We start from the raw sequence: 22250 nt of genomic DNA on the forward strand, positions 1-22250 counted from the left end.
CGCGAAGGTCACGCTACAGAACAGGTTCCAGCGTTCTCTGGCCCGCAGGATCTCGGATGCCACGGTGGTCGAGGACTCACGCTCGGCGGCCCGCACCACCGCGCGTCCCGCCGGGCCGTTGCGGCTGCCCTTTCCCCGGTGGCGCAAGGGCTGACCCGCCCGTCCGCGGTTCGGCCCCCGGTCGGTGGGGCCCGCGGTGAAAGCGGTGAACTTCCCGCCTGCGGGGTCGCCGACTGCTGGTGAGCTCGCTGGCTTCGGGGCGGAACTCAGCCGTACTTCTCGGGGTCCTTCCGGCGCAGGTTCTCCCGCGCCACCGCGGTGAGGTTCTCGAGTGGCAGCCCCGCCGGGCAGACCTCCGTGCAATCGCCCAGAAGGGAGCACGGGCCGAACTCGTGCTCGGCGGCGTCGAGCACCTTGCTCGAGCGCTCGTCGCGTTCCTCGGGCGTCTTGGCGAGCGGCGGCAGTTCCTTGAGCAGCGTGCCCACGTAGAGCTGGCCCGAGCCGTTGGGGCACGCGGCCACGCACGCGCCGCAGCTGATGCACCCAGCGGTGTTCAATGCCTTCATCGCGACCGGGAACTTGGCCTCCTTGGCCACGCGCCGCAGGGCCTTCTTGTCCACGGACAGGTCCTTCTTGACCGGGAACGCTCCCGCGCGCAGGGGCTCGATGAAGATCTCGTCCCCGTCCCGGTAGGCCCTGAGCGACTGAGTGCACGAGGCCCGGTTCTTCTCCGGCCCGTGGGCCACGCCGTCCACGGTCACGCCGCACTTACCGCAGATGCCCTCGCGACAGCCGTCGTCGAAGCTCACCGGCTCTGCACCCTGGCGCTCGAGCGTCTCGTTGACGGCATCGAGCAATTCGAGCACGCTCATCTCCTCGCGGGCCTGCACGGGGTGGGCGGTCTCGAAGCCACCGGGCTCGTCCTCGCCCGCCTGGCGCCACACGTGAACGGTCAACAGCATCAGCGCACCACCTTGGTCAGTACGGCCACGGGAATGCTCACGTTCCCCAGGGCGACGACGCCGCCCACGGCCTTAGCGATCGTGTCCACCTGTCGTACCCGTCGCGCGGTTCCGGTCACCCCGGTGTCCATCGCGGCGGTCCGCAAGCCGTGGATCATGTGTCCGGCGAGCGCGGCCATCGAGGCCGTGTAGAACACCGCCACGGACGGCCGGGACAGGCTCGCCACCAGGTTGCCGTACGCGTCACCGTGGGTGTGGCTTACGGAAGCAGCAGGCCGGGCGCCCGCCGTCAGGTCCAGCACGTGGTACACCGTGAACAGTCCGAGCACCGCGCCCGTGGAGCGCATCGAGCGGGCGATGATTCGGGGGACGGAGCGGCGTCGGCCTCGGGGACGCTGACGTGGCGCGTGGCGGTCGAAGTGGCTGGCCAGGAAGGCTCCGTCGAACGCCGCTTTCCGGTACCGTTGCGTCCCGCTCGGGGCAGGCGCGGTGGGGAAACCGTTCCGTATCTTCTGAGCGGCGGCGCCCACCCGCCACGTGATGGGTCGGAGCGCATCAGCGACCGTGCGGCCCTCGGCGCTCATGGCCCGCAGCGTGAGCTCGGTTCCGGCCAACACGTGGGTCGCAGCACTTCCGGTCAACCCGATACGCACGACCCACAGCACGGAGTTGCGGGGCAGCACCGGCGCGCCCACCGTGCGAATGAACTCGGCGTATTCGTTGTAGTGGTCCCGGCCTAGGTAGACCTGCATGTTCCCGGCCATGTGCCCCACAGTGAACACGCTCAACACGGTGCCCGAGGCGGCCATGGCGAGCTTGAGGTCGGAGCTGTGGGTGTCCCCGAACATGCGCTGCCAGGCATCGCCGGCCACGGCAGCAATCCCGGCAGTGACGGACGCGTCCGCGGGGGCGGTGGCCGTGCGGGTAGTGCCGGTGACGGGTCGCTCGGTCGAGGGCTGCGCGGCGGAATTCATCACTGAGCCATCCTAGAAGTTCCTTCGGGGCATAACAGTTCGCGGGGTCACACGCGGTCATGCCCGCAGATCGGGAAGAAGCCTGGGGGGTGGTCATCCGCAGTTGGCGGCGTGGGTTCCCCGGTCGTCTCCTTCGTGCGGATGTTCACCTCCCGATAAGTGACTCACGTGTGCCGTGCGGGCGCGTCCGCGCCGGCCGGGACCGCCACAGATGGATCAGCAGCGCGGCACCCCAGACCAGGAACAGTGGATCCCACAACCATGCGTGACCGATCATGGCTAGTCGCTCGTATCCGGTGGCGGGGCGGATGAGCCCGATGAGCACGGCATTGCTGATCACCGTGTTGGTCCCGCCGTAGACCACCAGGACCACGGCACCCACCCAACTTATGGCCCGCCAGAACCGTCGCCAGGGCACCCTGTCGTAGGCTTCCGCCACTGGGATGACGGCCGCCATGAGCTTGAAAAGCGAAACCATGCCCAGCCCCAGCCCGGCGGCCAGGGGTGCCTCGTAGGACAGCCGTACCGTCCACTGCCCCACGGTGTCCAGCAACCAGTGCCCGCCCAAAGCCCAGTAGAGGCTGAATCCGGCATGCACGACTCCGGCCGCACACGCCAACCAGACCCAGCCGCGACCGCCGTGGGATCGGGGCAACAAGCTCATGTGGTCAAGCTAAGCACGCCCTGCCAAGACCTCCGCGATCGCGTTTAGCGCTTCCTCGTTCTGCAGCGAGGAACGGTCGCCCAGCTGCTCGCCCTCGTAGAGCTGGGTCAGCAGGCGGCGCGTGATCTTCCCCGAACGGGTCTTGGGCAGATCCGGAACCACGATGACCTCGCGCGGTTTGGCGATGGGGCCGATCTCCCGGGCCACGTGTGCGCGCAGCTCCTCGCGGACCTCGTCCGCGGACAGCGATTGCGCATCCGCCGTGAGCACCACGCACGCCAAAATGGCGTGGCCCGTTACCGCGTCGCGGATCGGGGTGGCCCCGGCCTCCACTACGTGGGGGTGGGTCACCAGGGCGGATTCGATCTCGATCGTCGACAACCGGTGCCCGCTCACGTTGATCACGTCGTCCACCCGCCCCAGGATGTAGAGGTCGCCCTCGTCATCGGTGCGTGCGCCGTCGCCGGCCCGGAACCAACCGCGCTCGCCGTAGGCCGCCCAGTAGGAGGACAGGTAGCGCTGCGGATCGCCCCATACCGTGCGGGCCATGGACGGGCCGATCTTGTCGATCACGGCATAGCCCTGCAGGTTGGGGCCCACTTCCTCACCGGCCTCGTCCAGCACCCGCACAGATACGCCGGGGACCGCACGCGTAGCGCAACCCGGCTTGAGGGAGGTGTGTGCTGCGGCCTCGTCGAACGTGCCGGGAGGGGCGAACTGCGGATCGTGCGGGCGCGGGGATGCGACGCAGGAGCCCGTCTCGGACTGCCACCACGTGTCCACGAAGGGCACCTCGTCGCGGCCGACCTGGGCGCGCAACCAGCGCCACGCCTCCGGGTTGATGGACTCGCCCACGGAGCCGAGCAACCGGATCGAGGAGAGGTTGTAGACCGGGGGCAGCCCCTTGGGGAACGCGCCCATGAGCGAGCGGATCAGGGTGGGTGCCGTGTAGTAGTTGGTCACGCCGTAGCGCTCGATGATCTCGAAGTGGCGGCCGTAATCCGGGGTGTTGGGCGTGCCCTCGTAGATCACCTGGGATACGCCGTTGACCAGCGGGCCGTAGATCTCGTAGGTGTGCGCAGTGACCCACGCGAGGTCCGCGGTGCACCAGTGCACGGTGGAGTCCACCTTGGCGGGGTCGTTCACGGCGGACAGCTCCTCCGGGCGCAGCACCCCGGACGCGTCGGGCACGTCCGGGAGCAGGTCGAACAGCAGGGCGTGGGTGTATGCCGTCTGCACCATGTATCCGCCCATCGTGTGGACCAGGCCCTTGGGGCTCCCCGTGGTGCCGGACGTGTAGATGATGAACAGGGGCGTCTCCGCGTCGAACGCCTCGGGCTCGTGGACGTCCGAGACGCCCGCGGTGAGCTCGTGCCACCACACGTCACGCCCGGGGGTCCACGGCACGAGTTCCTCGTCCTTGGAATGCAGGCCCCGGGTGCCGCGCGGCAGATCGGTGCGCCCGGGCCGGGACGTGCGGCGCACCACGATCACGTGCTCGATGCTGTTCTCACCGCTGCAGGCCTCGTCGGCATTGGTCTTCACGGGGACGACGGCGCCGCGCCGGTTCTGCCCGTCCGTGGTCACCAGGACCTTGGCTCCGGTGTCCTCGACCCGGAACTTGAGGGCTTCTGCGGAGAACCCGCCGAACACGAGCGAGTGGATCGCCCCGATGCGCGCGCACGCGAGCGTGATGATCACGGTCTCCGGGATGACCGGGAGGTAGATGACCACGCGGTCGCCCTTCTCCACGCCCAGTTGGAGCAGGGCGTTGGCGGCCCTGGATACCTCACGCTGCAGGTCCGCGTAGGTATAGACCAGGCGGTCCCCGGGTTCACCCTCGAAGTACAGGGCCACGTGCTGACCACGCCCGGCTGCCACATGGCGGTCCACGCAGTTGTACGAGACGTTGAGTTTCCCGCCTTCGAACCACGCGATCTCGGGCACGGTGTAAGTGGGGTTGCCGTCGTGGTCCTCACCCGTGCGCTGCGGCTTCTCGAACCGGTGAGCCGTGTGCCATGGCTGCGCCCAGTCCAGCCGCCCGGCCTGCTCGACCCAGAACTGCACCCGGGCGTCGTCGGAGATCAACGCCGGGTTCGGTGTGGGGTGAGCGGGGTCTGAGTATGAGTGCGTGCCGGTCACGAGTCCTCCTGTGATGTCGATCCGAACGGTCGGTGTCTGCAACGGCCGGGCCCCCGGTGGAACGACCGGGCCGCGGTGGAACGGCGGGCGCCGGCGGGAACCGGGCGGGTTGTCACCTGGTTCCGGCCACGCTCCAGCGCCGCTGCGTCCACCGCTCGAAGATGCCGAGCAGGGCGTCCGTGAGCTTGCCCAGCACGGCCAGCAACACGATCGCGAGCAGCAACCGGTCCGTGCGGCCGTTGTTCTGCGAATCGGTGAGCAGGAATCCCAGGCCCATGGAGGAACCCAGCAGTTCCGCGGCCACCAGGAACAACCACGCCTGGGCCAGGGCCAGGCGCAGCCCGGAGATCACGGAGGGCAGCACCGCGGGCAACTGCACGGTGGTGAAGAGCTTGACCCCGCGCAGCCCGAAGGACCGTGCGGCTTCGATCAGGTGCCGGTCCACGTGGCGCAGCGCGGCGGACACCGTGGTGTACACCGGGAAGAAGGCGCCGATTGCCACCAGGGTCACCTTGGAGTTCTCCCCGATCCCGATCCACAGCAACAGCAGCGGCACCCACGCGAGGGACGGCACGGCGCGCAGCGCGCCGATCGTGGGCGAGCCGATGGCCCGCGCCCACGGGGAGAGCCCCAGCAACGCGCCGAGCAACAGCCCGAGCCCACTGCCGATCAGGAAGCCCACGATCACGCGCTGCGTGGAGATCCCCACGTGCAACCACAGGTCACCGCTGCGCAGCAGCTCCCATCCCGCGGCGAGCACCGCAGACGGGCGCGGCAACTGCACGGGGGAGAAGGTCCCGTTCGTGGAGAGGGCGTGCCACACGAGCACCAGCAGCACGGGCAGGACGATCCCGATCAGCCCCAGGGCCCAAGGATTGCGCAGCGCGCTGGGACGCGTGCGGGAATCCGCCGCGGCAGGGGTGTCTGATGGGGGTGCGACGTCGCCGGGTGCCACCGCGCCCGCCTCGTGGCGTCCGTTGTCGTCGGACAGTGTGGCCACCGCAGTGACGCCAGCTGCTTCGGAGGACGCGCCGTCCGAGGACCGCGGTGCGGCGGAGGAGGTGTCGTGAGTGCTCATGAGGACTGCTTCCCTTCGATCACCTGGGCCACGGCGGCCGCATCGGCGTGTTGTGCGTAGTGCTGCTCCACGATGTTCGCGAGCGCCTCGTCCACGTCCTGCTGCGAGGAGACGTCCCCGGATTCCACCAGGATGGGCCCGACCCTCTCGAGCACCGCGAGCTGTTCGGGGCCCGGAACGGGGTCGATGTCCAGGTGGGTGCGCTGCCAGACCCGCCGGGCGGTGTCGCGATCGATGCTCGCGCCTTCCGCGAGGGTCGCGATCCCCTCCTCCGGGTGCTGCAGCGCCCACTGCCGCGCGTAGGCGTACGTGTTCACCACGTCCTGCGCACCCGTGGGATTCAAATGCAGGAACACCTCCCGCGCGTTGAGGAACCCGTACGTGTTGAACTCCAACTGCCGGTGGAACAGCACGTCCCCCGCCTTCTCCGCGGCGGCCATCACGGGGTCCAGCCCGGACCATGCGGCCACCTGACCGGTGTCCAGCGCGGTGCGCCCGTCCGCGTGCTGCAGGTTCACCACGGTGACGTCCTGTGCGCTCATGCCCGCCGCGCCGAGGGACTGCAGGAGGAAGAAGTACGGATCCGTGCCCTTTGTCGCGGCCACGGACGTGCCCGCGAGGTCCGCCACGGTGCGCACGGGGGAGTCCGGGGTGCGCACGAGCGCGGACCACTCGGGCTGTGAGAACAGGTCGATCGTCCTGATCGGCGAGCGGTTGGCACGTGCGAGCAGTGCGGCGGAACCTGCCGTGGAGCCCACGTCCACGACCCCGGCGCGTAGCGACTCGTTGGCCTTGTTGGAACCGGCCGAGTACACCCACGTCACGGTCTGGCCGTGGGCCCCGGCGACCTTCTCGAGCCAGCCCTTGGCCTTGATGATCAGGGACAGCGGGTTGTAGGTCGCGTAGTCCAGGTAGATCTCGTGCGCGGAACCGCCGGCCACACCGCGGCCCGGACCTTCGCCCTCCATGACGCATCCGCTCAGGGGCAGCGCCAGCGCGGACAGGCCGAGTGCCTGCAGTGCGCGGCGTCGGGACAACTGCGCCATGCGCTCAGCGCTCCACGCCGAGCAGGGCCAACAGGTGGGCGCGCAGCGCGGTGATCTCACTGTCCTCGCGGGAGCGCGGGCGGGCCAGCTCGGGGGAGATGATCTCGGCGATGGTCGCGGGGCCCGTGGCCGTTTCCCGCGCGAGCACCACCACGTGATCGGAGAGCACCAGGGCTTCCTCGACGTCGTGGGTGACCATGAGCACGGTCGTGGGATCGGCGCGGTGCACGTCCAGCAGCAGATCCTGCATCCTGATCCGGGTCAGGGCGTCCAGGGCCCCGAAGGGCTCGTCCAACAGCAGGACCCGCGGGTTCCGTGCCAGGGCCCGGGCGAGGGATGCGCGCTGTGCCATGCCCCCGGAGATCTCCGAGGGACGGTGATTCGCGTGGTGGGACAGGCCGACGAGCTCCAACAGCTGCGCCACCCGCCGCTTCCCCTCCTGGGCGGGAGTCCCGTGGGGCAGACCCAGTGCCACGTTGCGCGCCACGCTGCGCCACGGCAGCAACCGCGGTTCCTGGAAGCCGACGGCGCAGCGCGGGTCGATCTCGCGCACCACCGAGTCATCGATCCGGACTTCGCCCTCGCTCGCCGTGCCGAGCCCAGCCACCGCGCGTAGCAGGGTGGACTTGCCGCACCCCGAGGGGCCCAGGACGGAGACGATCTCGCCCGGACGCACCGTGAAGGTCACGTCCCTCAGGACCTCGTGGACATGCGCTCCGTGGTGTGCGGGGAAGGACTTGCCGACCCGGTCGAAGGTGACCGCCGCGGCGTCGACAGCGGAGTGCGGGCGCGTGAGGACATGACTCAATTCATCAACTCCATCGTTCCTGGCATTAGCACCTTGCCCGCGTGGGGCCGGTTGCTGCGACGTCAACGAGCCAGGTCTCTCAGCCGCTCCGGATGGGAACCCCACCATTGAACGGGCCGGGCGCCCGCGGGTGCAAATCGTGTGACGCGCCGGGGCGCCGTCGTGACGGCCCGTGACCCGGGGCGTTTCCGCGGACCGGTGATCCCCGTTAGGATCGGTGCCACAACGATCACGAGTTCCGACGTTCAGCCCTGGCTTGTCGGACGGCAACCCTCTCCCGTAGCGGGGTGCCCCAGGTGAGGATCGGGCCGCATGGCACACCGCATGCGGCAAGTACGGCGCCACACAAGCGCGCTGGACCCGCAAGGTAGGCCGCCGTAGGTGGTGCACGGGGCGCGGGTCGTGTTCCTGCTGAGGGGCTGACCGAGATGAGCAAACGGATTTCCGTCAACGCGTTCGACATGACCTGCGTGGATCACCAGAGCTTCGGGTTGTGGCGCCACCCGCGGTCCCGGGCCACCGAGTACAACACCATCGAGTACTGGACGGAGCTGGCCAAGCTGCTGGAGCGGGGCAAGTTCGACGCCCTGTTCCTTGCGGACGTGGTGGGCATCTACGACATCTACAAGAACTCCGCGGCTCCGGCCGTGCGTGACGGGGCCCAGGTCCCGGTCAACGACCCGTTCATGCAGGTCTCGGCCATGGCCGCCGTGACCGAGCACCTGGGCTTCGGCGTGACGAGCGCGGTGACCTACGAGCAGCCCTACACCCTGGCCCGCAAGTACGCCACACTGGATCACCTCACCAAGGGCCGCGTGGGATTCAACGTGGTGACCTCCTACCTTCCGTCCGCTGCGGAGAACCAGGGCCTGCCGCGCCAGATTGAGCACGATACGCGTTACGAGATCGCGGAGGAGTTCCTGGACGTGTGCTACAAGCTTTGGGAGGGCTCGTGGGAGGAGGACGCTGTGGTTCAGAACCGTGAGACGGGTGTCTACGCGGATCCCACCAAGGTCCATCCCATCCGGCACAGCGGGGAGCACTTCACGGTTCCCGGAGCGGGGCTCACGGCACCGTCCCCGCAGCGCACACCGCTGATCTTCCAGGCCGGCGCGTCCTCGCGCGGGCAGGCGTTCGCGGGTAAGCACGCGGAAGCCGTGTTCATCGGCGGGTTGCGCCCGGACCTCACGCGTTTCGTGACCGACAAGATCCGCGCCCGGGCCCAGGCCGAGGGTCGCAGCCGTGACGACGTCAAGATCTACGCGATGCTCTCCGTGGTCGTCGCGGACACGGACGAGGAGGCCCAGGAGAAGTACCGCGACTACCTGCAGTACGTGGACCTGGAGGCATCCCAGGCGATCATCGGCGGGTGGTCCGGCGTGGACCTGTCCCAGTTCGACGAGGACGAGGCCCTGAACTACATCAAGACCGACTCCATCCAGTCCTTCCTGACCCCGTTCACGCTGCAGTCCAAGGACAAGCAGTGGACGCGCGAGGAGATCGCCAAGCACTGCGCCCTGGGTGGGATGGGTGCGGTCCTCGTGGGCTCCGCGCAGACCGTCGCGGATCAGCTCGAGACCTGGGTGGACGAGGGCGGCCTGGACGGCATCAACCTGGCGTACCACGTGAGTCCCGGTTCCTTCGAGGACTTCGTGGAGTACGTGGTCCCCGAGTTGCAGAAGCGCGGGCGTTACCGCACCGAGTACGAGGGCAACACCCTGCGAGAGTCCCTCTACGGCGAGGGCCAGCCGCGGGTCAAGGACACCCACCCCGCCGCGAAGTACCGCGGCGCGTTCGTGGGCGAGCCCTCCGTCGCGGACACGCCGTCCCGCGAGTTGGTGGGCTGACACCTCCCTCCGACGACGACGCCGCTCGCGCTCGGTCCCGCAGGTCCGGCAGGGCGGCGTCGTCGTCGGCTTCCCCGCCCGTTGCCAGGGCGGGACCCCCGTGTGAGAGTGGAACGCGTGCAACCCGGCTACGACCACTTGGCGAACGACTACGACAGGGCTTTTCCCGCTCCCTTCCAGACGGCGCTCGAACGGCGCGCGGTGGAGGCCTTCGCGGATCACGTCATCGCGGCAGGGGTGCCCGGCCCCGTGGTGGATGTGGGGTGCGGCACGGGGCACGTCACGGCCGCGCTGTCCGAGCGGGGTCTGCACGTGGTGGGGGTGGACCCGTCCGAATCCATGCTGGGCATCGCGCGCGGATCTCACCCGGAGGTCACCTTCGAAGCCGGCGATGCGAATCCCACGTCGTGGGGTGGTGCGGTGGGGCCCGACCGCCGCGTGGCCGGCGTTCTTGCACGGTTCAGTCTCATCCACGTCCCACCCGCGCAGGTTCCCGGCATCCTGGACTCCTGGGCGGACATGATGGCACCCGGAGGGGTGGTCATGGTGGCGTTCCAAGCACTCGACGGAGGGCGAGCCGTGGTCTCGTTCGATCACGCCGTGGCCCCGGCGTGGCGTTGGCACCCGGACGTGATGGCGGATCACATGAAGCACGCCGGGTTCACGGAGGCCTGGCGCACCGTCAGTCGCCCGGACGTAGAACATCGCTTCCCCGAGTGCCACCTCTTGGCGACACGGTGACCTGATGGGCGGTCATTCCCCCACGGAACCGTCGATGCTCTCGCGCAACAGGTCGGCGTGGCCGCAGTGCCGCGCATATTCCTCGATCATGTGCGTCAGGACCCAGCGGGCGTTCATGTCCCCTCGAGTCCAGCGGGCATCCGGGTCCTCGGCCGTGGAACGAGTGACCATCCCGTCCAGCGGATGATCCGTGCGGGCGGCGAACCTGTCCCACTGCTCACGGGACGTCTCCACGGCGGAGGCCCACATGGACCGCAGTTCCTCGGGGCTGTTCGCAGCGGCCGAGTTCCAATCCCAGTCGGGGTCGTCGGCCCAGTCGATGTCATTCCACGGGGCGCACGGCTCCTGGCCCAGGAGGACGTAGCAGAACCAGTAGTCCTCGACGAACGCCAAGTGCTTCAGCAACCCGCCCAGGGTCATGGTCGAGGGCAGAGGTCGACGCTGCAGCTCAGCACTCGTCAAGCCGTCCGTCTTCCACGCGACCGTGGCGCGCAAGAAATCCAGGAAGCCCATGAGGGTCGTGACCTCATCAGCATGCTGGGGCGGCTCGGGCCTGGCGTCTTCTTCGGGCGTGAGTGAGCTCATGGCCAGAACACTAGTGGGCCCGGGGGGGGGTGCACATGCCCGTCGTATGGTGGAGGAAATGCCCGTGACCCGGAGGGAACCGTGGACGAGGACCTGCTCGGAGTGATCATGCTGTCGTTCAGCACGGTCCTGGTGTGCGTCGTGACCGTGGTGACCGTCAGGGCGGCGGCCGCCGGCTCGCTCGATCGCAACGGGGCGGTGGGCATCCGGACCCGGTACACGCGCGCGTCCGACGCCGCGTGGTCCGCGGGTCACGCCGCGGCCCTTCCGAGGGTGCGGTGGTCCGTTCCCCTGGCCGTGTGTGCCGTGGTGGCGACGATCGTATTGCTCGTTCTGGGGCGGCCCGAATGGGGCATCGTCGCCGGGCTGGTGGGCGTGCTGCTGCAGGTCGCGGTGCTGGTGTCCGCCGTGGGGCCGGCCAACCGCGCCGCTCGGCGGGCCGCGCAAGAGTCGGCTCCAGAACCCCGCGCCTGAGATCGGGGCGCGTCAGCGGCGTCGTCGACGGCGCGGCAGGCGTGAGGAGGGCTCACGACGGGGCGCTCGCGGGAGGCCTTCGCCGGAACGGAGAGCGGCCGGTGCGGGCGGCCAGGTTGCGGGTCAGTGACTCGCTTCGAGCTCCACGAGCAGGACACCGGCGGCGGCCCAGATCCCATAGGCGACCCCCAGGGGCATCCCGCGGCGCAGTACCAGCGTGAGACACGTGAAGGCCCCGGCGTACCCCAGCACCACCACGGCGTACAGGGCGGGTTGTCCCAGGGCCGCCTTGATGCTGAGCGTCGCGGTGACCTCCAGGAGGACGGCCCCGGCCAGGAAGAACCAGGCCATGACGTTGCCCTGCCTCATGACACCCGGTCTCGGCGGTTGCGAACACCGGCGACGGCACGGTCGGGCGCTGTGGCGCTACTCGGGCAGGAGATCAACGCCGGTGAGCCTATCGCGGCGGCACCCGGAGCCATGCCCTGTGACCGAAGTCGGGCGGCGGCTGCCGTTGACCGCGCGGGTGCGCGCGAGCGTCGTCGTCCCTCGAACCGACGGGAGCGAGCCCGTGGACAATTCACCCCGGCGGCCTAGAGTGGTGACACAGCTTACATGGTAAGGCGACTTCCACACACGCTACGAAGGAGTAAACATGAAGGTTTTCGCGCACACGGAGCCGGGTGGAGCAGCCCAGGAACTCGAGGTGGAACGGCCCGAACTGGAAGGCTCCGCGGTCATGATCCGCGTGACCAACTCGGGGGTCTGCCACTCGGACGTGCACTGCCAGGACGGGTACTTCGACCTCGGCAACGCCGGGCGCTACGAACTGACCGCGGCGGGCGCGCAGTACCCCGTGGTGCTCGGGCACGAGATCGTGGGGGAGGTCGTGGCCGCGGGACCGGACGCCACGGTGACGCCCGGGGACACCAAGTACATCGTGTTCCCGTGGATCGGTTGCGGCGAGTGCCAGGCCTGTTCGGAGGACCGCGAGAACTACTGCAGCGGGAAGAAGCGCAACCTCTCGGTGCAGCGCCGCGGCGGCTACGCGGAGGAGGTCCACGTGCCGGACGAGCGCTACCTGGTGCCGCTGGGCGACATCGACCCGTCCTTCGGCGCCACGCTCGCCTGCTCCGGCCTGACCTCCTACTCAGCGGTCAAGAAGATCATGCCGCTGCCCGCGGATAAGCCCGTGGCCGTGATCGGCGCGGGCGGTGTAGGGCTGATGACCGTTGCGGTGCTCAAGGCCCTGGGTCACGAGAACATCGTGGCCGTGGACATGAGCGAGGCCGCGCTGAAGAACGCCCAGGCGGTGGGCGCGTCCGCCACGGTGGCCGTGGGCGGCGAGGACCTCGTGGGCGACATCGTCCGGGCCGGCGGGGAGAAGATTGCCGCGGCCATCGACCTCGTCAACAACGGGGACACCTCCAACGCCGCGCTCTTCGCCATGGCCAACGGCGGGACCCTGGTCAGCGTGGGCCTGTTCGGGGGCCAGTACCAGTTCCCCACCGCGCTCACCGCGTTCAACCTGCTGAACATTCGCGGCAACTTCGTGGGCAGCCTGCCCGAGCTCAAGGAGCTCGTGAAGCTCGCCCAGGACACGGATCTGCCCAAGCCGCCGATCACGGAGCTCCCGCTCACCGCACAGGAGGTCAACTCCGCGCTGGACGGCCTGCGCAACCGCACGTTCAACGGCCGCGCGGTGCTCGTAGCGGGCTGATCCGCACCGGGCCCCGTGCCCACCGTGCACGACGACGCCGTCGCCACCCCGATCTCTGCGGGCGGCGACGGCGTTCGCGCACCCGGGCGAGGAACGGACACTCGCGCCCGCCCCGGGTGGGCGGCACCGAGGGGACGGACGACGCCGCGCCCGGCCCCGCGGCGTCGTCGTCCGGGGCGCGTCAGAGCAGGCCGGAAGTAAGGCGGCAGACGTTCTCCACGAACTTGCGCCCCAGCGAGCGTTTCTCCCAGGCGTCCAGGTCCAAGAGGGTGGAGTTGGCGCGGAACTGCCCCACGACGTCCTCCATCCGGGTGCGGAACGACTCGTCCACGATCAGGACGGAGACCTCAAGGTCCAGCGCGAAGGAACGCTCGTCCATGTTGGAGGAACCGATCACGGAGACGATGTCGTCCACGAGCACGAACTTGGCGTGCAGCACGGTGGGGGAGCTGTAGCGGTAGATCTCCACCCCGGCGCGCGCGAGTTCGGAGTAGTACGAGTTCTGGGCGTGCTGCGCGAGGAACTGGTCCGAGGTCTCACCCACGAACAACTGCACCCGTACGCCCGCCTGGGCCTCCGTGGTGATGGCGTGGAGCAGGGACTCGTCCGGGACGAAGTACGGGCTGGAGATCACTACGCGGTGATTGGCGTTGTAGATCAGGTGGTTGAACAGGCGCAGGTTGTTCTCGGTCTCGAACCCGGGCCCGGACGGCACCACCTGGGCGTACATGGGCTCGGCCGTGTGCTCAAGCGCGGCGGGGGTCTCGTCCAGCAGGAGGTCGTCAGTTTCCGAGTACCAGTCCGAGACGAACACCGCGTTCAACTCGGTGACTACGGATCCCGTGCCCCGGACCATGAGGTCCTTCCACTCGAGGCCCTTCCGCAGGTTCTTCTTCTTGTTGTAGGAGCGGTGGATGATGTTCTGTGAGCCCGTGTAGGCCACCTGGCCGTCCACCACCAGGATCTTGCGGTGGTTGCGCAGGTCCGGGCGCTGCCACTCACCGCGCCACGGGCGGATGGGAAGCATGCGCCGCCACGGCACCCCGGAACGGTTGAACTGGCGGACCAGTTCCGCGTACCCCGGGTAACCCAGGGACCCCACGTGGTCGATCAGGATCCGCACGCGCACACCTCGTTCGTGGGCGTGGATCAGGGCATTGAGCAGCTCTCGGGAGACCTGGTCCACGGCCACGATGTAGAACTCGAAGTGCACGTAGTCCGTGGCGCGGTCCACGTCCCGGGCCATCCGGGCCATGGAATCGTGATTGTCGGTGAGGATCTCGAAGTCGTTACCGCCCACCATGGGCAGGGCACCCAGGTTCTGGTTCAGCTCCGCGGTGGTGCGCACCCATTCCGGGTACTCGGCGAGCTCGGGCCCCAGCGGGAGGCGCTCGGGGGTGTTCTCCTGGATCACGTGGTTCATCCGGGCCTGCTTGGCCATGCGTTTACGCGGTAACCGGGTGGAACCGATCACCACGAACAACAGGAGCCCCGCGTACGGCATCAGGAAGATGGCGAGCAACCACGCGAGCGCCACGGACGGACGGCGTTGATGGGGGATCCAGCCCAGGGCCAGGATCTTCAGGAGCAGGTCCAGGACCGCCAGGATGATGAGGATCCACTCCGGCAGGGTGTCCGCGGGGAGCAGGTCGAAGGGTATCCAGGGGTACATCCGTGACCGTTCGTCAGGGGCGTCGCAGGTAGTAGGTGTCCTCCGAGCCCTCGGAGGGTCGTTTCACGAACCCGCAGCGCACGAGCACCCGGCGTGCCGGTTCGTGGTCGGCCGGGACGGAGCCGTGCACCGCACGGATCCCGGGGTCCTCGAATGCGCGGTCCACGAGCGCGCGCAAGGCCTCGGTGGCCAGCCCCTGGTTCTGGTGCTCCGGGACGATGGCCCCCTTGACCTCCAGTTCGTGGTCCATGGCGGGTCCCGCGAACCCCGCGGCGCCAATGACCTGCCCCGAGCTGAGCCGGATCACGACGAGCAGGGCGCAGTCGCTCTCCGTGAAGAAGTGCTCACCGGCCTCGATCGCCTCCCGGGCCCAGTCCTCGTTCTCGGGGGTGGGGAAACCCGGCGCGAACTCGGGCAGTCGTGAGCCCCCGGCCACGGCCTCGAGTTCGTCCGGTGTGAACGCGCGCAGCTCCAACCGCTGCGTGCGCAACGGCTGCGGCGGAACCGGCCGCGGCATATCGTCCAACATGGCTCCCTCCGAGGGTTCTCGTGCTCTGGACCCGGCCCGTCAGCCGAAGTGACGGGGCAGGGTTGATGCGTGGGCGGTCTTCAGCTCGTCCAGCGCCACCGTGAACTCGCCCTGGAAGTCCAGGGCCCCGGCCTCGGTGTCCACCACGCCGATCCGCGCGAACGGGTAGCGGCGCACGGTGCACATGTCCTGGAAGCGCACCTCCTCCGAGCGCGGCACGGCCACGACGGCGCGGCCCTGCGTCTCGGAGAACAACAGCGTGAACAGGTCCACGCCGTCCCGCTCGGCGACCTCACCGAGGCCGATCCGGGCGCCCACGCCGAAGCGCAACGCCATCTCGGCGAGCGTGGCCCCGAGGCCGCCTTCCGCGACGTCGTGCGCGGCGTCGATCATGCCGTCCCGGGACATGTTGATGAGCATGTCACCCAGGACGCGCTCGCGGTCCAGGTCCACGCGCGGGGGCAACCCACCCAGGTGGCCGCGCACGCGCGCCCACTCGGAGCCGTCCAGCTCGTCCGCGGTCTCGCCGAGCAGGTAGATCGCCTGGCCATCCTCACTCCAGCCCGAGGGCGTGCGGCGCGTGACGTCGTCGAACACGCCCATCATGGCAATCACCGGGGTGGGGTTGATGGCCACGCCGCCGGTCTGGTTGTAGAGGGAGACGTTACCGCCGGTCACGGGCACACCCACGGTCTGGCACCCGTCCGAGAGGCCGCGCACGGCCTCCGCGAACTGCCACATGATGTCCGGGTCCTCGGGGGAACCGAAGTTCAGGCAGTCGGACACGGCCACGGGGCGCGCGCCCGCGGTGGCCACGTTGCGGTAAGCCTGGGCGAGCGCCAACTGGGCGCCCTGGTACGGGTTCAGGCGGGTGTAGCGGCCGTTCGAGTCCGTGGAAAGGGCCACGCCCAGGTTGGTGCGCTCGTCCACGCGGATCACGCCGGCGTCATCCGGCATGGCCATGGCGGTGTTGCCCTGAACGTAGCGGTCGTACTGGTCGGTGACCCAGTCCTTGGAGCACAGGTTCGGGGAGGCCATCAGTTCCACGAGCGCAGGGCCGAGCTCCGCGCCGGACGGGCGGGCGGCGTCCTCCGGGGAGCCCGTGAAGTGGGCTGCCTGCAGGGCGTCCTGGGATTCGGGGCGCGCGTAGGGGCGTTCGTACACGGGACCGTCGTGGGCCACGGTGCGGGGGTCCACGTCCACGATGACCTCACCCTGGTAGTCGATGACCAGGCGGCCGGTGTCCGTGACCTCGCCGATCCACGAGTACTCCACGTCCCACTTGGCCATCACGGCCTCGAAGCCCGCGACCTTCTCGGGGGTGACCACGGCCATCATGCGTTCCTGCGACTCGGACATCAGGATCTCGCCCGGGGTCAGGGACGGATCGCGCAGCAGGACCTCGGTGAGGTCCACGCGCATGCCGCCGTCACCGTTGGACGCGAGCTCGGACGTGGCACACGAGATGCCCGCCGCACCGAGGTCCTGGATGCCCTCCACGAGCGAGCCCTTGAACAGTTCCAGGCAGCACTCGATGAGCACCTTCTCCGCGAAGGGGTCACCCACCTGCACCGCGGGGCGTTTGGAGGGCTTGGAGTCGTCGAAGGACTCGGACGCGAGCACCGAGGCGCCGCCGATCCCGTCCCCGCCGGTGCGCGCGCCGAAGAGCACCACCTTGTTGCCCGTCCCGGACGCGTTCGCCAAGTGGATGTCCTCGTGGCGCATCACGCCCACGGCGAGCGCGTTGACCAGGGGGTTGCCCTGGTAGCACGGGTCGAACTCCACCTCTCCGCCGATGTTCGGCAACCCCAGCGAATTGCCGTAGCCGCCCACGCCGGCCACGATCCCATGCACCACACGCTGGGTGTCCGGGTGGTCGATCGCGCCGAAACGCAACGGGTCCATCACGGCCACCGGGCGGGCACCCATGGAGATGATGTCCCGCACGATCCCGCCCACGCCCGTGGCCGCACCCTGATAGGGCTCCACGTAGGACGGGTGATTATGGGACTCGATCTTGAAGGTCACGGCCCAACCGTCCCCGATGTCCGTGACGCCGGCGTTCTCACCGATGCCCACCATGAGGTTCTTGCGCATCTCGTCCGTGACCTTGTCCCCGAACTGGCGCAGGTGCACCTTGGAGGACTTGTACGAGCAGTGCTCAGACCACATCACGGAGTACATGGCCAGTTCCGCCGCGGTGGGGCGGCGGCCCAGGATCTCCTTGATGCGCTCGAACTCGGTCTCGTTCAGCCCCAGTTCCGCCCAGGGCAGCTCGGTGTCCGGGGTGGAGGCGGCGTGCTCCACGGTGTCCAGGTTGAAGTGGGTTTCGCTCATGACGACTACTAGATCCCTTTGCGAACGATGGGGCGTGCGGTGCCGGGCGGGCGCTCACGCGGAGGCATGGTGTGGGCCGGGTGCGGTTCCCCGAACTGGCCCGATGACGAACGGATGGGACGCCGCGGTCCTCGCTGCGGGCGAGCGCGGCGTGGACGGGTCAGCGCAATAGGTGTTCCAGGGCGGAGACGAAGACGTCCAGCCCGTCTGTTCCCTGGCGCATCTGGACCGGACCGGAGCCGGAAAGATCGGCGCCGAAGCCCGGTTCCACGGCGTGCTCGGGGTGGGGCATGAGTCCCACCACGTTGCCCCGCGCGTTGGTGATCCCGGCGATGTCGTTGCGGGAACCGTTGGGGTTGCCGCCCGCGTAGCGGAAGACCACCCGGTGCTCGGCCTCTAACTCGTCCAGGGTGCGCTGATCCGCGACGTACTGCCCGTCCTGGTTCTTCAGCGGCACCACGATGGTCTGGCCCTGCTCGAATCGCCCGGTCCACGCAGTGTCCGTGTTCTCCACGCGCAGCGCCTGGTCCCGACAGATGAACTTGAGCTGTTCGTTCTTGATCATGGACCCCGGCAGCAGGTGGGCCTCGGTGAGTACCTGAAAACCGTTGCAGATCCCCAGCACCGGCATGCCCTCCCGGGCATTGGCAGCGTCCACGATCCTGTCCATGAGGGGGGCGAAGCGGGCGATCGCACCGGCGCGCAGGTAGTCCCCGTAGGAGAAGCCACCGGGCAGGATCACGGCGTCCACACCGTTGAGGTCCTTGTCTGCGTACCACAGCGGCACCGCGGTGCCGCCGGCGATCTCGACGGCGCGAGCGGCGTCGCGGTCGTCGAGCGTGCCCGGGAAGGTCACGACACCCACCCGCACGTCCGCGAGTCGAGAATCGGTGGCGGGTTCGGAGAGGTCCGCCACGAGGGGCGTCTGCTCGGCCGTGAGGTTCTGGGCCACGCTCAGTCCTCCTCGGGGGCCACGGAGACGTTCACGACGTCCTCGATCACCGGGTTGGACAGTAGCTTCTCCGCGGCTTCGCGGGCCTGGGCGAGCACCTGCTCGTCCGCTTCGCCCTCGACCGTGAGTTCGAACCGGCGGCCCTGGCGCACCTCCGTGAAACCGCTGAGCCCGATCCGGGGCAACTCATTCGCGATCGCCTTGCCCTGCGGGTCAAGGATTTCCGGTTTGGGCATGACGTCAACGACGATACGGGCCATTTCCACTACTCCTGCGCTTACGGGCCAATCCTCGCCCATCCTATCGGCCCGCGGGTGGGCCGCGGGCAGACGGCAGAGCTGCCGTGCGCGGCCCGCAGGGGATGTTTCCGGACACGGGCGTCCCCTACGATGGAAAGTGTGCTGAGCGTCGGCCCGCCCGGGAGTCCTCCCGGTCACCGGGTCGGCGAAGCGCGAGAGCTCGCCCGGACCCGCTCCACCAGAGAGGACACTGTCATGGGATTCCCTGAACAACAGCAAGAGGCCCCCGGACTGCAGGCCGAGATGAACCCTGTCCCCGATTGCGGTGAGGACAGCTACCGCGGATCGGGCAAGCTCGAGGGCAAGGCCGCGGTTGTCACCGGTGGTGACTCCGGGATCGGCCGAGCGGTGGCTATCGCCTACGCCCGCGAGGGCGCGGACGTGCTGATCACCTACCTGCCCGAGGAGGAACGGGACGCCCGCGACGTCGCCCGCTACATCGAGGAGGCGGGACGCAAGGCCGTCCTGGTCCCCGGGGACCTGTCCGAAGCGGCGCACTGTCGTGCCGTGATCGCGAAGGCCGTGGAGGAGTTCGGCAAGGTGGACGTGCTCGTGAGCAACGCCGCCTACCAGATGACGCGCGAGAGCCTCGAGGAGATCCCCGACGAGGAGTGGGAGCACACCTTCAAGCTCAACGTGGGGGCGTACTTCTACCTGGCCAAGGCCGCCGTGCCGCACATGGCGCCGGGATCGGCGATCATCGGCAGTTCGTCGGTCAATTCGGACATGCCGGTTCCCACCCTGGCGCCGTACGCGGCGACCAAGGCGGCGATCGCCAACTTCTCGGCCAGTCTCGCGCAGTTGCTCGGAGAGCGCGGGATCCGCGTCAATAGCGTGGCCCCCGGGCCCGTCTGGACACCGTTGATCCCTTCGACCATTCCCGCGGAGCAGCTCGAGAGTTTCGGGGACGCGGAGCCCCTCGGGCGCGCCGGCCAGCCCGCAGAACTGGCCCCGGTGTACGTGTTGCTCGCGTCCGACGACGGTAGTTACGTTTCCGGGGCGAGGATCGCCGTCACCGGCGGCAGCCCGATCCTGTGACCCGGCCGCGCTGACGTCAGCGAGTCCTCCGGATGGCGGGTCGTGCCGTTCCTGCGGCGCGATCCGCCGTCCTCCCGTCCCGCCCCACGAGAGAAACGAGCCCCGTGAACGCAACCCCCGACCGCGCCGAGCCCCTGAACAAGGTGTCCCGGCGCCGGGACGGCTACGTGGACCTGCGTTCCTACGCAGCCCTGGGTAACGGGCGCACCGTGGCGCTGGTGGCCCAGGACGGATCCGTGGACTGGTACCCCGTCCCGGACCTGGACTCCGCGCCGCCGTTCGCCAAGCTGCTCGACGCCGAGCACGGCGGGTGCATCGAGCTGCGCCCGGAGGAGGAGTTCGAGGTCACCCGGGAGTACGTCCCCGGGACCAACATCCTGACCACCACGTTCTCCACGACCTCGGGGACTGTGCGGGTCACCGATTCCCTCAACATGGGGTCCACGGGGCAATTGCCGTGGAACGAACTGGCCCGCTCGGTGGACGGTGTGACCGGGAACGTGGCCATGGTGTGGCGGGTGGCCCCGGGCACCATGTTCAACACCGTCTCCCCGTGGGTCGAGATGATCGCGGGGGAGCCCGTGCTGCGCACGAACCGGGTGGGCATGGGGGTCCGCACCGACGACGCGGGGGAACCGCAGGTGGGGACCCAGCAGATCTCCGGGCGGTTCACCACGCGCCCCGATTCCGAGCACCTGCTCGCGGTGGTCGCCACGCACGGTGAGCCCTTGCGCCTGCCCTCGCCCCGTGAGATCCGCAAGAACGTGGCCATGACCCGGGACATGTGGCGCCGATGGCGTGATCTGCTCGACTATGACGGCCCCTACCGCGCGGAGGTCGAACGTAGCGCCCTCGCGCTCAAACTGCTCAGCCACAGCCCGTCGGGGTCCGTGGCGGCCGCGGCGACCACGTCCCTTCCCGAGAACAGGGAGGGCACCAAGAACTTCGATTATCGCTTCGCGTGGATCCGTGACGCCACCTACACCCTGCACTCGCTGTTGCGACTGGGCGAGCAGGAGGACGTGCACGCGCAGGTGTCCACGATCCTGCGCCGAGCCCGCGCACAGACCCCCGACCTGCACGTCCTCAACCGCTTCGACGGCGAGGTCCCCGCCTCCGAGATGACCGAGTACGACGCCCCCGGGTGGCGGGGGATCGGCCCCGTGGTCTCGGGCAACGATGCCGCGGACCAGTTGCAGTTGGGCGTGTACGGGGACGTCTTCGACATCGCGCACCTCTACGTGGGCGGCGGCAACGTGTTGGACACCGCCACCGCCCGGATGTTCGCCGACCTCGCGGACGCGGTGTGCGACCTGTGGCGCCGCCCCGACTCCGGGATGTGGGAACTGCCTGAGCACCGGCACTACACGAGCTCCAAGCTGGGGTGCTGGCACGGCCTGGACCGGGCCGTGAAACTGGCCGAGGCCGGTCACATCCCCGGGTGCGTGGACCGGTGGCGCTCGGAACGGGAACGGATCCGGGAGTGGATCGAGACCGAGGGCTGGAGCGAGGAACGGGGCGCGTACGTCTGGTACCCGGGAACCGACGAGCTGGACGTGTCCGTGTTGCTGCACGCGATGACCGGGTTCGATCGTGGTCCCCGCATGTCCTCGACCATCGACGCCGTTCGGGAGGAGCTGGGCCGCGGTCCGCTCATGTACCGCTACAGCGGCATGGAGAAGGAGGAGGGAGCGTTCGTGGCGTGCTCGTTCTGGACCGTGGCGGCGCTGGCCACGGTGGGCCGCCGCGAGGAGGCCGTGGACCTCATGGACGAGATGCTCCCTCTCGCCAATGACGTGGGGTTGTTCACCGAGATGATCGACCCCGAGGACAACTCGTTTCTGGGCAACTTCCCGCAGGCCCTCAGCCACCTGGCCCTGCTCAACGCCGCCGTGGCACTCGAGCAGGCGGCGCTCGAGTAGGACGCGCTGCAGCAGGGGACGACGAACGCCGAGGTCCGCTCAGTCGAAGCGCGCCACCACCCAGCCGTCCACTACATCCACGGCGGCCGCGGGGAGGTCCTTGGCCGGGTCGTGCGGCAGCTGCCGACCGGCGGCCATGGCCAGTCGCGAGCCCAGGAACCGGCCGTCCGGGCCGAACACCCAGTAGTGGTTGGGACACTCGAAGCTCTCGGCGCGCCCCGCGGCCTCCCGGCACACCGTGGCCTGCTGGTGTGGGCACGTGTTGGACAGCACGTGCAGCGCCCCGTCGGCATCCCGGGTCACGAGCACCGGGCCCGCGCTCGAGCGGGCCGTCACGAAGTCGAGGGGTTCCGCCACCGCGGAGACCACGGTGATCCGTTCCCATCCGTGGGCGGTTTCCCCGGGCCTCATGAACGGTCTCCGCGGGTCCGAGCGGTTCGGCCCTGCATGACGACGCCGC

21 protein-coding genes and 2 riboswitches are annotated in these 22250 nt (G+C 69.1%); of the genes, 6 read left to right on the forward strand and 15 right to left on the reverse strand.

What is annotated here, in order from left to right; all coding sequences use genetic code 11:
* Nucleotides 1-266: 266 nt before the first annotated feature.
* From HBK84_RS01395 to HBK84_RS01425, 7 genes are all read right to left on the reverse strand, one after another.
* Nucleotides 267-962, reverse strand: coding sequence for a succinate dehydrogenase/fumarate reductase iron-sulfur subunit (locus tag HBK84_RS01395; protein WP_035960806.1), 696 nt, complete (start codon nt 960-962; stop codon nt 267-269).
* The gene (locus tag HBK84_RS01400) at nt 962-1936 is read right to left on the reverse strand and encodes a succinate dehydrogenase cytochrome b subunit (protein ID WP_167319078.1); all 975 of its coding nucleotides are present in this window, start codon (nt 1934-1936) and stop codon (nt 962-964) included. The genes HBK84_RS01395 and HBK84_RS01400 overlap by 1 nt, the downstream gene beginning before the upstream one ends.
* 145 nt (nt 1937-2081) lie before the next feature.
* The gene (locus tag HBK84_RS01405) at nt 2082-2600 is read right to left on the reverse strand and encodes a DUF3995 domain-containing protein (protein WP_064846526.1); all 519 of its coding nucleotides are present in this window, start codon (nt 2598-2600) and stop codon (nt 2082-2084) included.
* 9 nt (nt 2601-2609) lie between these two features.
* Complete coding sequence (locus HBK84_RS01410; protein WP_206069173.1) at nt 2610-4742, reverse strand: AMP-binding protein; 2133 nt, start codon at nt 4740-4742, stop codon at nt 2610-2612.
* Between the two features lie 112 nt (nt 4743-4854).
* Complete coding sequence (locus HBK84_RS01415; protein ID WP_240919050.1) at nt 4855-5820, reverse strand: ABC transporter permease; 966 nt, start codon at nt 5818-5820, stop codon at nt 4855-4857.
* Nucleotides 5817-6866 (reverse strand): aliphatic sulfonate ABC transporter substrate-binding protein, encoded by a 1050-nt coding sequence (locus tag HBK84_RS01420; protein WP_167318006.1) that lies wholly within the window; start codon nt 6864-6866, stop codon nt 5817-5819. Before HBK84_RS01420 ends, HBK84_RS01415 begins: the two co-directional genes overlap by 4 nt.
* Before the next feature lie 4 nt (nt 6867-6870).
* Nucleotides 6871-7674 (reverse strand): ABC transporter ATP-binding protein, encoded by an 804-nt coding sequence (locus HBK84_RS01425; protein ID WP_167318007.1) that lies wholly within the window; start codon nt 7672-7674, stop codon nt 6871-6873.
* Between the two features lie 7 nt (nt 7675-7681).
* Nucleotides 7682-7773, reverse strand: a riboswitch (SAM riboswitch).
* A gap of 128 nt (nt 7774-7901) precedes the next feature.
* Nucleotides 7902-8016: riboswitch (SAM riboswitch) on the forward strand.
* A 77-nt stretch (nt 8017-8093) separates the two neighbouring features.
* On the opposite strand from HBK84_RS01425, the gene HBK84_RS01430 reads away from it, so the two are divergent.
* A complete protein-coding gene (locus tag HBK84_RS01430) occupies nt 8094-9521 on the forward strand; it encodes an LLM class flavin-dependent oxidoreductase (RefSeq protein ID WP_167319081.1) in 1428 nt (475 codons plus the stop codon).
* A 102-nt stretch (nt 9522-9623) separates the two neighbouring features.
* On the forward strand, nt 9624-10262 hold the full coding sequence (locus HBK84_RS01435; protein ID WP_206069174.1) for a class I SAM-dependent methyltransferase: 639 nt from the start codon (nt 9624-9626) through the stop codon (nt 10260-10262).
* A gap of 12 nt (nt 10263-10274) precedes the next feature.
* On the opposite strand, the gene HBK84_RS01440 is transcribed toward HBK84_RS01435, so the two are convergent.
* On the reverse strand, nt 10275-10847 hold the full coding sequence (locus tag HBK84_RS01440) for a DinB family protein (protein WP_167318008.1): 573 nt from the start codon (nt 10845-10847) through the stop codon (nt 10275-10277).
* 81 nt (nt 10848-10928) lie between these two features.
* Here HBK84_RS01440 and HBK84_RS01445 point away from each other — a divergent pair, with 81 nt between their 5' ends.
* On the forward strand, nt 10929-11321 hold the full coding sequence (locus HBK84_RS01445; RefSeq protein WP_035960800.1) for an SdpI family protein: 393 nt from the start codon (nt 10929-10931) through the stop codon (nt 11319-11321).
* A gap of 123 nt (nt 11322-11444) precedes the next feature.
* Here HBK84_RS01445 and HBK84_RS01450 read toward each other — a convergent pair whose 3' ends face one another.
* On the reverse strand, nt 11445-11690 hold the full coding sequence (locus tag HBK84_RS01450) for a multidrug efflux SMR transporter (protein WP_370520566.1): 246 nt from the start codon (nt 11688-11690) through the stop codon (nt 11445-11447).
* A gap of 286 nt (nt 11691-11976) precedes the next feature.
* Between HBK84_RS01450 and HBK84_RS01455 the strand changes: the two genes are divergently transcribed.
* Nucleotides 11977-13041 (forward strand): alcohol dehydrogenase, encoded by a 1065-nt coding sequence (locus tag HBK84_RS01455; RefSeq protein ID WP_098053518.1) that lies wholly within the window; start codon nt 11977-11979, stop codon nt 13039-13041.
* A gap of 181 nt (nt 13042-13222) precedes the next feature.
* Here HBK84_RS01455 and cls read toward each other — a convergent pair whose 3' ends face one another.
* From cls to purS, 5 genes are all read right to left on the reverse strand, one after another.
* Nucleotides 13223-14713 (reverse strand): cardiolipin synthase, encoded by a 1491-nt coding sequence (cls, locus tag HBK84_RS01460; protein ID WP_167318009.1) that lies wholly within the window; start codon nt 14711-14713, stop codon nt 13223-13225.
* A 13-nt stretch (nt 14714-14726) separates the two neighbouring features.
* On the reverse strand, nt 14727-15242 hold the full coding sequence (locus HBK84_RS01465; protein WP_167318010.1) for a GNAT family N-acetyltransferase: 516 nt from the start codon (nt 15240-15242) through the stop codon (nt 14727-14729).
* A gap of 39 nt (nt 15243-15281) precedes the next feature.
* The gene (gene purL, locus HBK84_RS01470) at nt 15282-17579 is read right to left on the reverse strand and encodes a phosphoribosylformylglycinamidine synthase subunit PurL (protein ID WP_167318011.1); all 2298 of its coding nucleotides are present in this window, start codon (nt 17577-17579) and stop codon (nt 15282-15284) included.
* Between the two features lie 160 nt (nt 17580-17739).
* Nucleotides 17740-18531 (reverse strand): phosphoribosylformylglycinamidine synthase subunit PurQ, encoded by a 792-nt coding sequence (purQ, locus tag HBK84_RS01475; RefSeq protein WP_064846534.1) that lies wholly within the window; start codon nt 18529-18531, stop codon nt 17740-17742.
* Between the two features lie 2 nt (nt 18532-18533).
* Entirely contained in the window at nt 18534-18791 is a 258-nt protein-coding gene (purS, locus tag HBK84_RS01480) for a phosphoribosylformylglycinamidine synthase subunit PurS (protein WP_035960791.1), read from the reverse strand.
* 234 nt (nt 18792-19025) lie between these two features.
* Between purS and HBK84_RS01485 the strand changes: the two genes are divergently transcribed.
* Both HBK84_RS01485 and HBK84_RS01490 read left to right on the forward strand, forming a co-directional pair.
* The gene (locus tag HBK84_RS01485) at nt 19026-19868 is read left to right on the forward strand and encodes an SDR family oxidoreductase (RefSeq protein WP_064846535.1); all 843 of its coding nucleotides are present in this window, start codon (nt 19026-19028) and stop codon (nt 19866-19868) included.
* Nucleotides 19869-19972: 104 nt separating this feature from the next.
* Nucleotides 19973-21790 (forward strand): glycoside hydrolase family 15 protein, encoded by a 1818-nt coding sequence (locus tag HBK84_RS01490; protein WP_240919051.1) that lies wholly within the window; start codon nt 19973-19975, stop codon nt 21788-21790.
* A 39-nt stretch (nt 21791-21829) separates the two neighbouring features.
* On the opposite strand, the gene HBK84_RS01495 is transcribed toward HBK84_RS01490, so the two are convergent.
* Nucleotides 21830-22201 (reverse strand): Rieske 2Fe-2S domain-containing protein, encoded by a 372-nt coding sequence (locus HBK84_RS01495; RefSeq protein WP_085107873.1) that lies wholly within the window; start codon nt 22199-22201, stop codon nt 21830-21832.
* Nucleotides 22202-22250 lie beyond the last annotated feature (49 nt).

This window comes from Kocuria sp. KD4, assembly GCF_011769905.1.
Classification (GTDB): Bacteria; Actinomycetota; Actinomycetes; order Actinomycetales; family Micrococcaceae; genus Kocuria; species Kocuria marina.

Bases quoted from the DNA above. Each gene is read 5' to 3' on its own strand.
- HBK84_RS01395 (WP_035960806.1), bottom strand. From the start codon at position 962: ATGCTGTTGACCGTTCACGTGTGGCGCCAGGCGGGCGAGGACGAGCCC.
- HBK84_RS01400 (WP_167319078.1), bottom strand. From the start codon at position 1,936: ATGAATTCCGCCGCGCAGCCCTCGACCGAGCGACCCGTCACCGGCACT.
- HBK84_RS01405 (WP_064846526.1), bottom strand. From the start codon at position 2,600: ATGAGCTTGTTGCCCCGATCCCACGGCGGTCGCGGCTGGGTCTGGTTG.
- HBK84_RS01415 (WP_240919050.1), bottom strand. From the start codon at position 5,820: ATGAGCACTCACGACACCTCCTCCGCCGCACCGCGGTCCTCGGACGGC.
- HBK84_RS01420 (WP_167318006.1), bottom strand. From the start codon at position 6,866: ATGGCGCAGTTGTCCCGACGCCGCGCACTGCAGGCACTCGGCCTGTCC.
- HBK84_RS01440 (WP_167318008.1), bottom strand. From the start codon at position 10,847: ATGAGCTCACTCACGCCCGAAGAAGACGCCAGGCCCGAGCCGCCCCAG.
- HBK84_RS01450 (WP_370520566.1), bottom strand. From the start codon at position 11,690: ATGAGGCAGGGCAACGTCATGGCCTGGTTCTTCCTGGCCGGGGCCGTC.
- HBK84_RS01455 (WP_098053518.1), top strand. From the start codon at position 11,977: ATGAAGGTTTTCGCGCACACGGAGCCGGGTGGAGCAGCCCAGGAACTC.
- cls (WP_167318009.1), bottom strand. From the start codon at position 14,713: ATGTACCCCTGGATACCCTTCGACCTGCTCCCCGCGGACACCCTGCCG.
- HBK84_RS01465 (WP_167318010.1), bottom strand. From the start codon at position 15,242: ATGTTGGACGATATGCCGCGGCCGGTTCCGCCGCAGCCGTTGCGCACG.
- purL (WP_167318011.1), bottom strand. From the start codon at position 17,579: ATGAGCGAAACCCACTTCAACCTGGACACCGTGGAGCACGCCGCCTCC.
- purS (WP_035960791.1), bottom strand. From the start codon at position 18,791: ATGGCCCGTATCGTCGTTGACGTCATGCCCAAACCGGAAATCCTTGAC.
- HBK84_RS01485 (WP_064846535.1), top strand. From the start codon at position 19,026: ATGGGATTCCCTGAACAACAGCAAGAGGCCCCCGGACTGCAGGCCGAG.
- HBK84_RS01495 (WP_085107873.1), bottom strand. From the start codon at position 22,201: ATGAGGCCCGGGGAAACCGCCCACGGATGGGAACGGATCACCGTGGTC.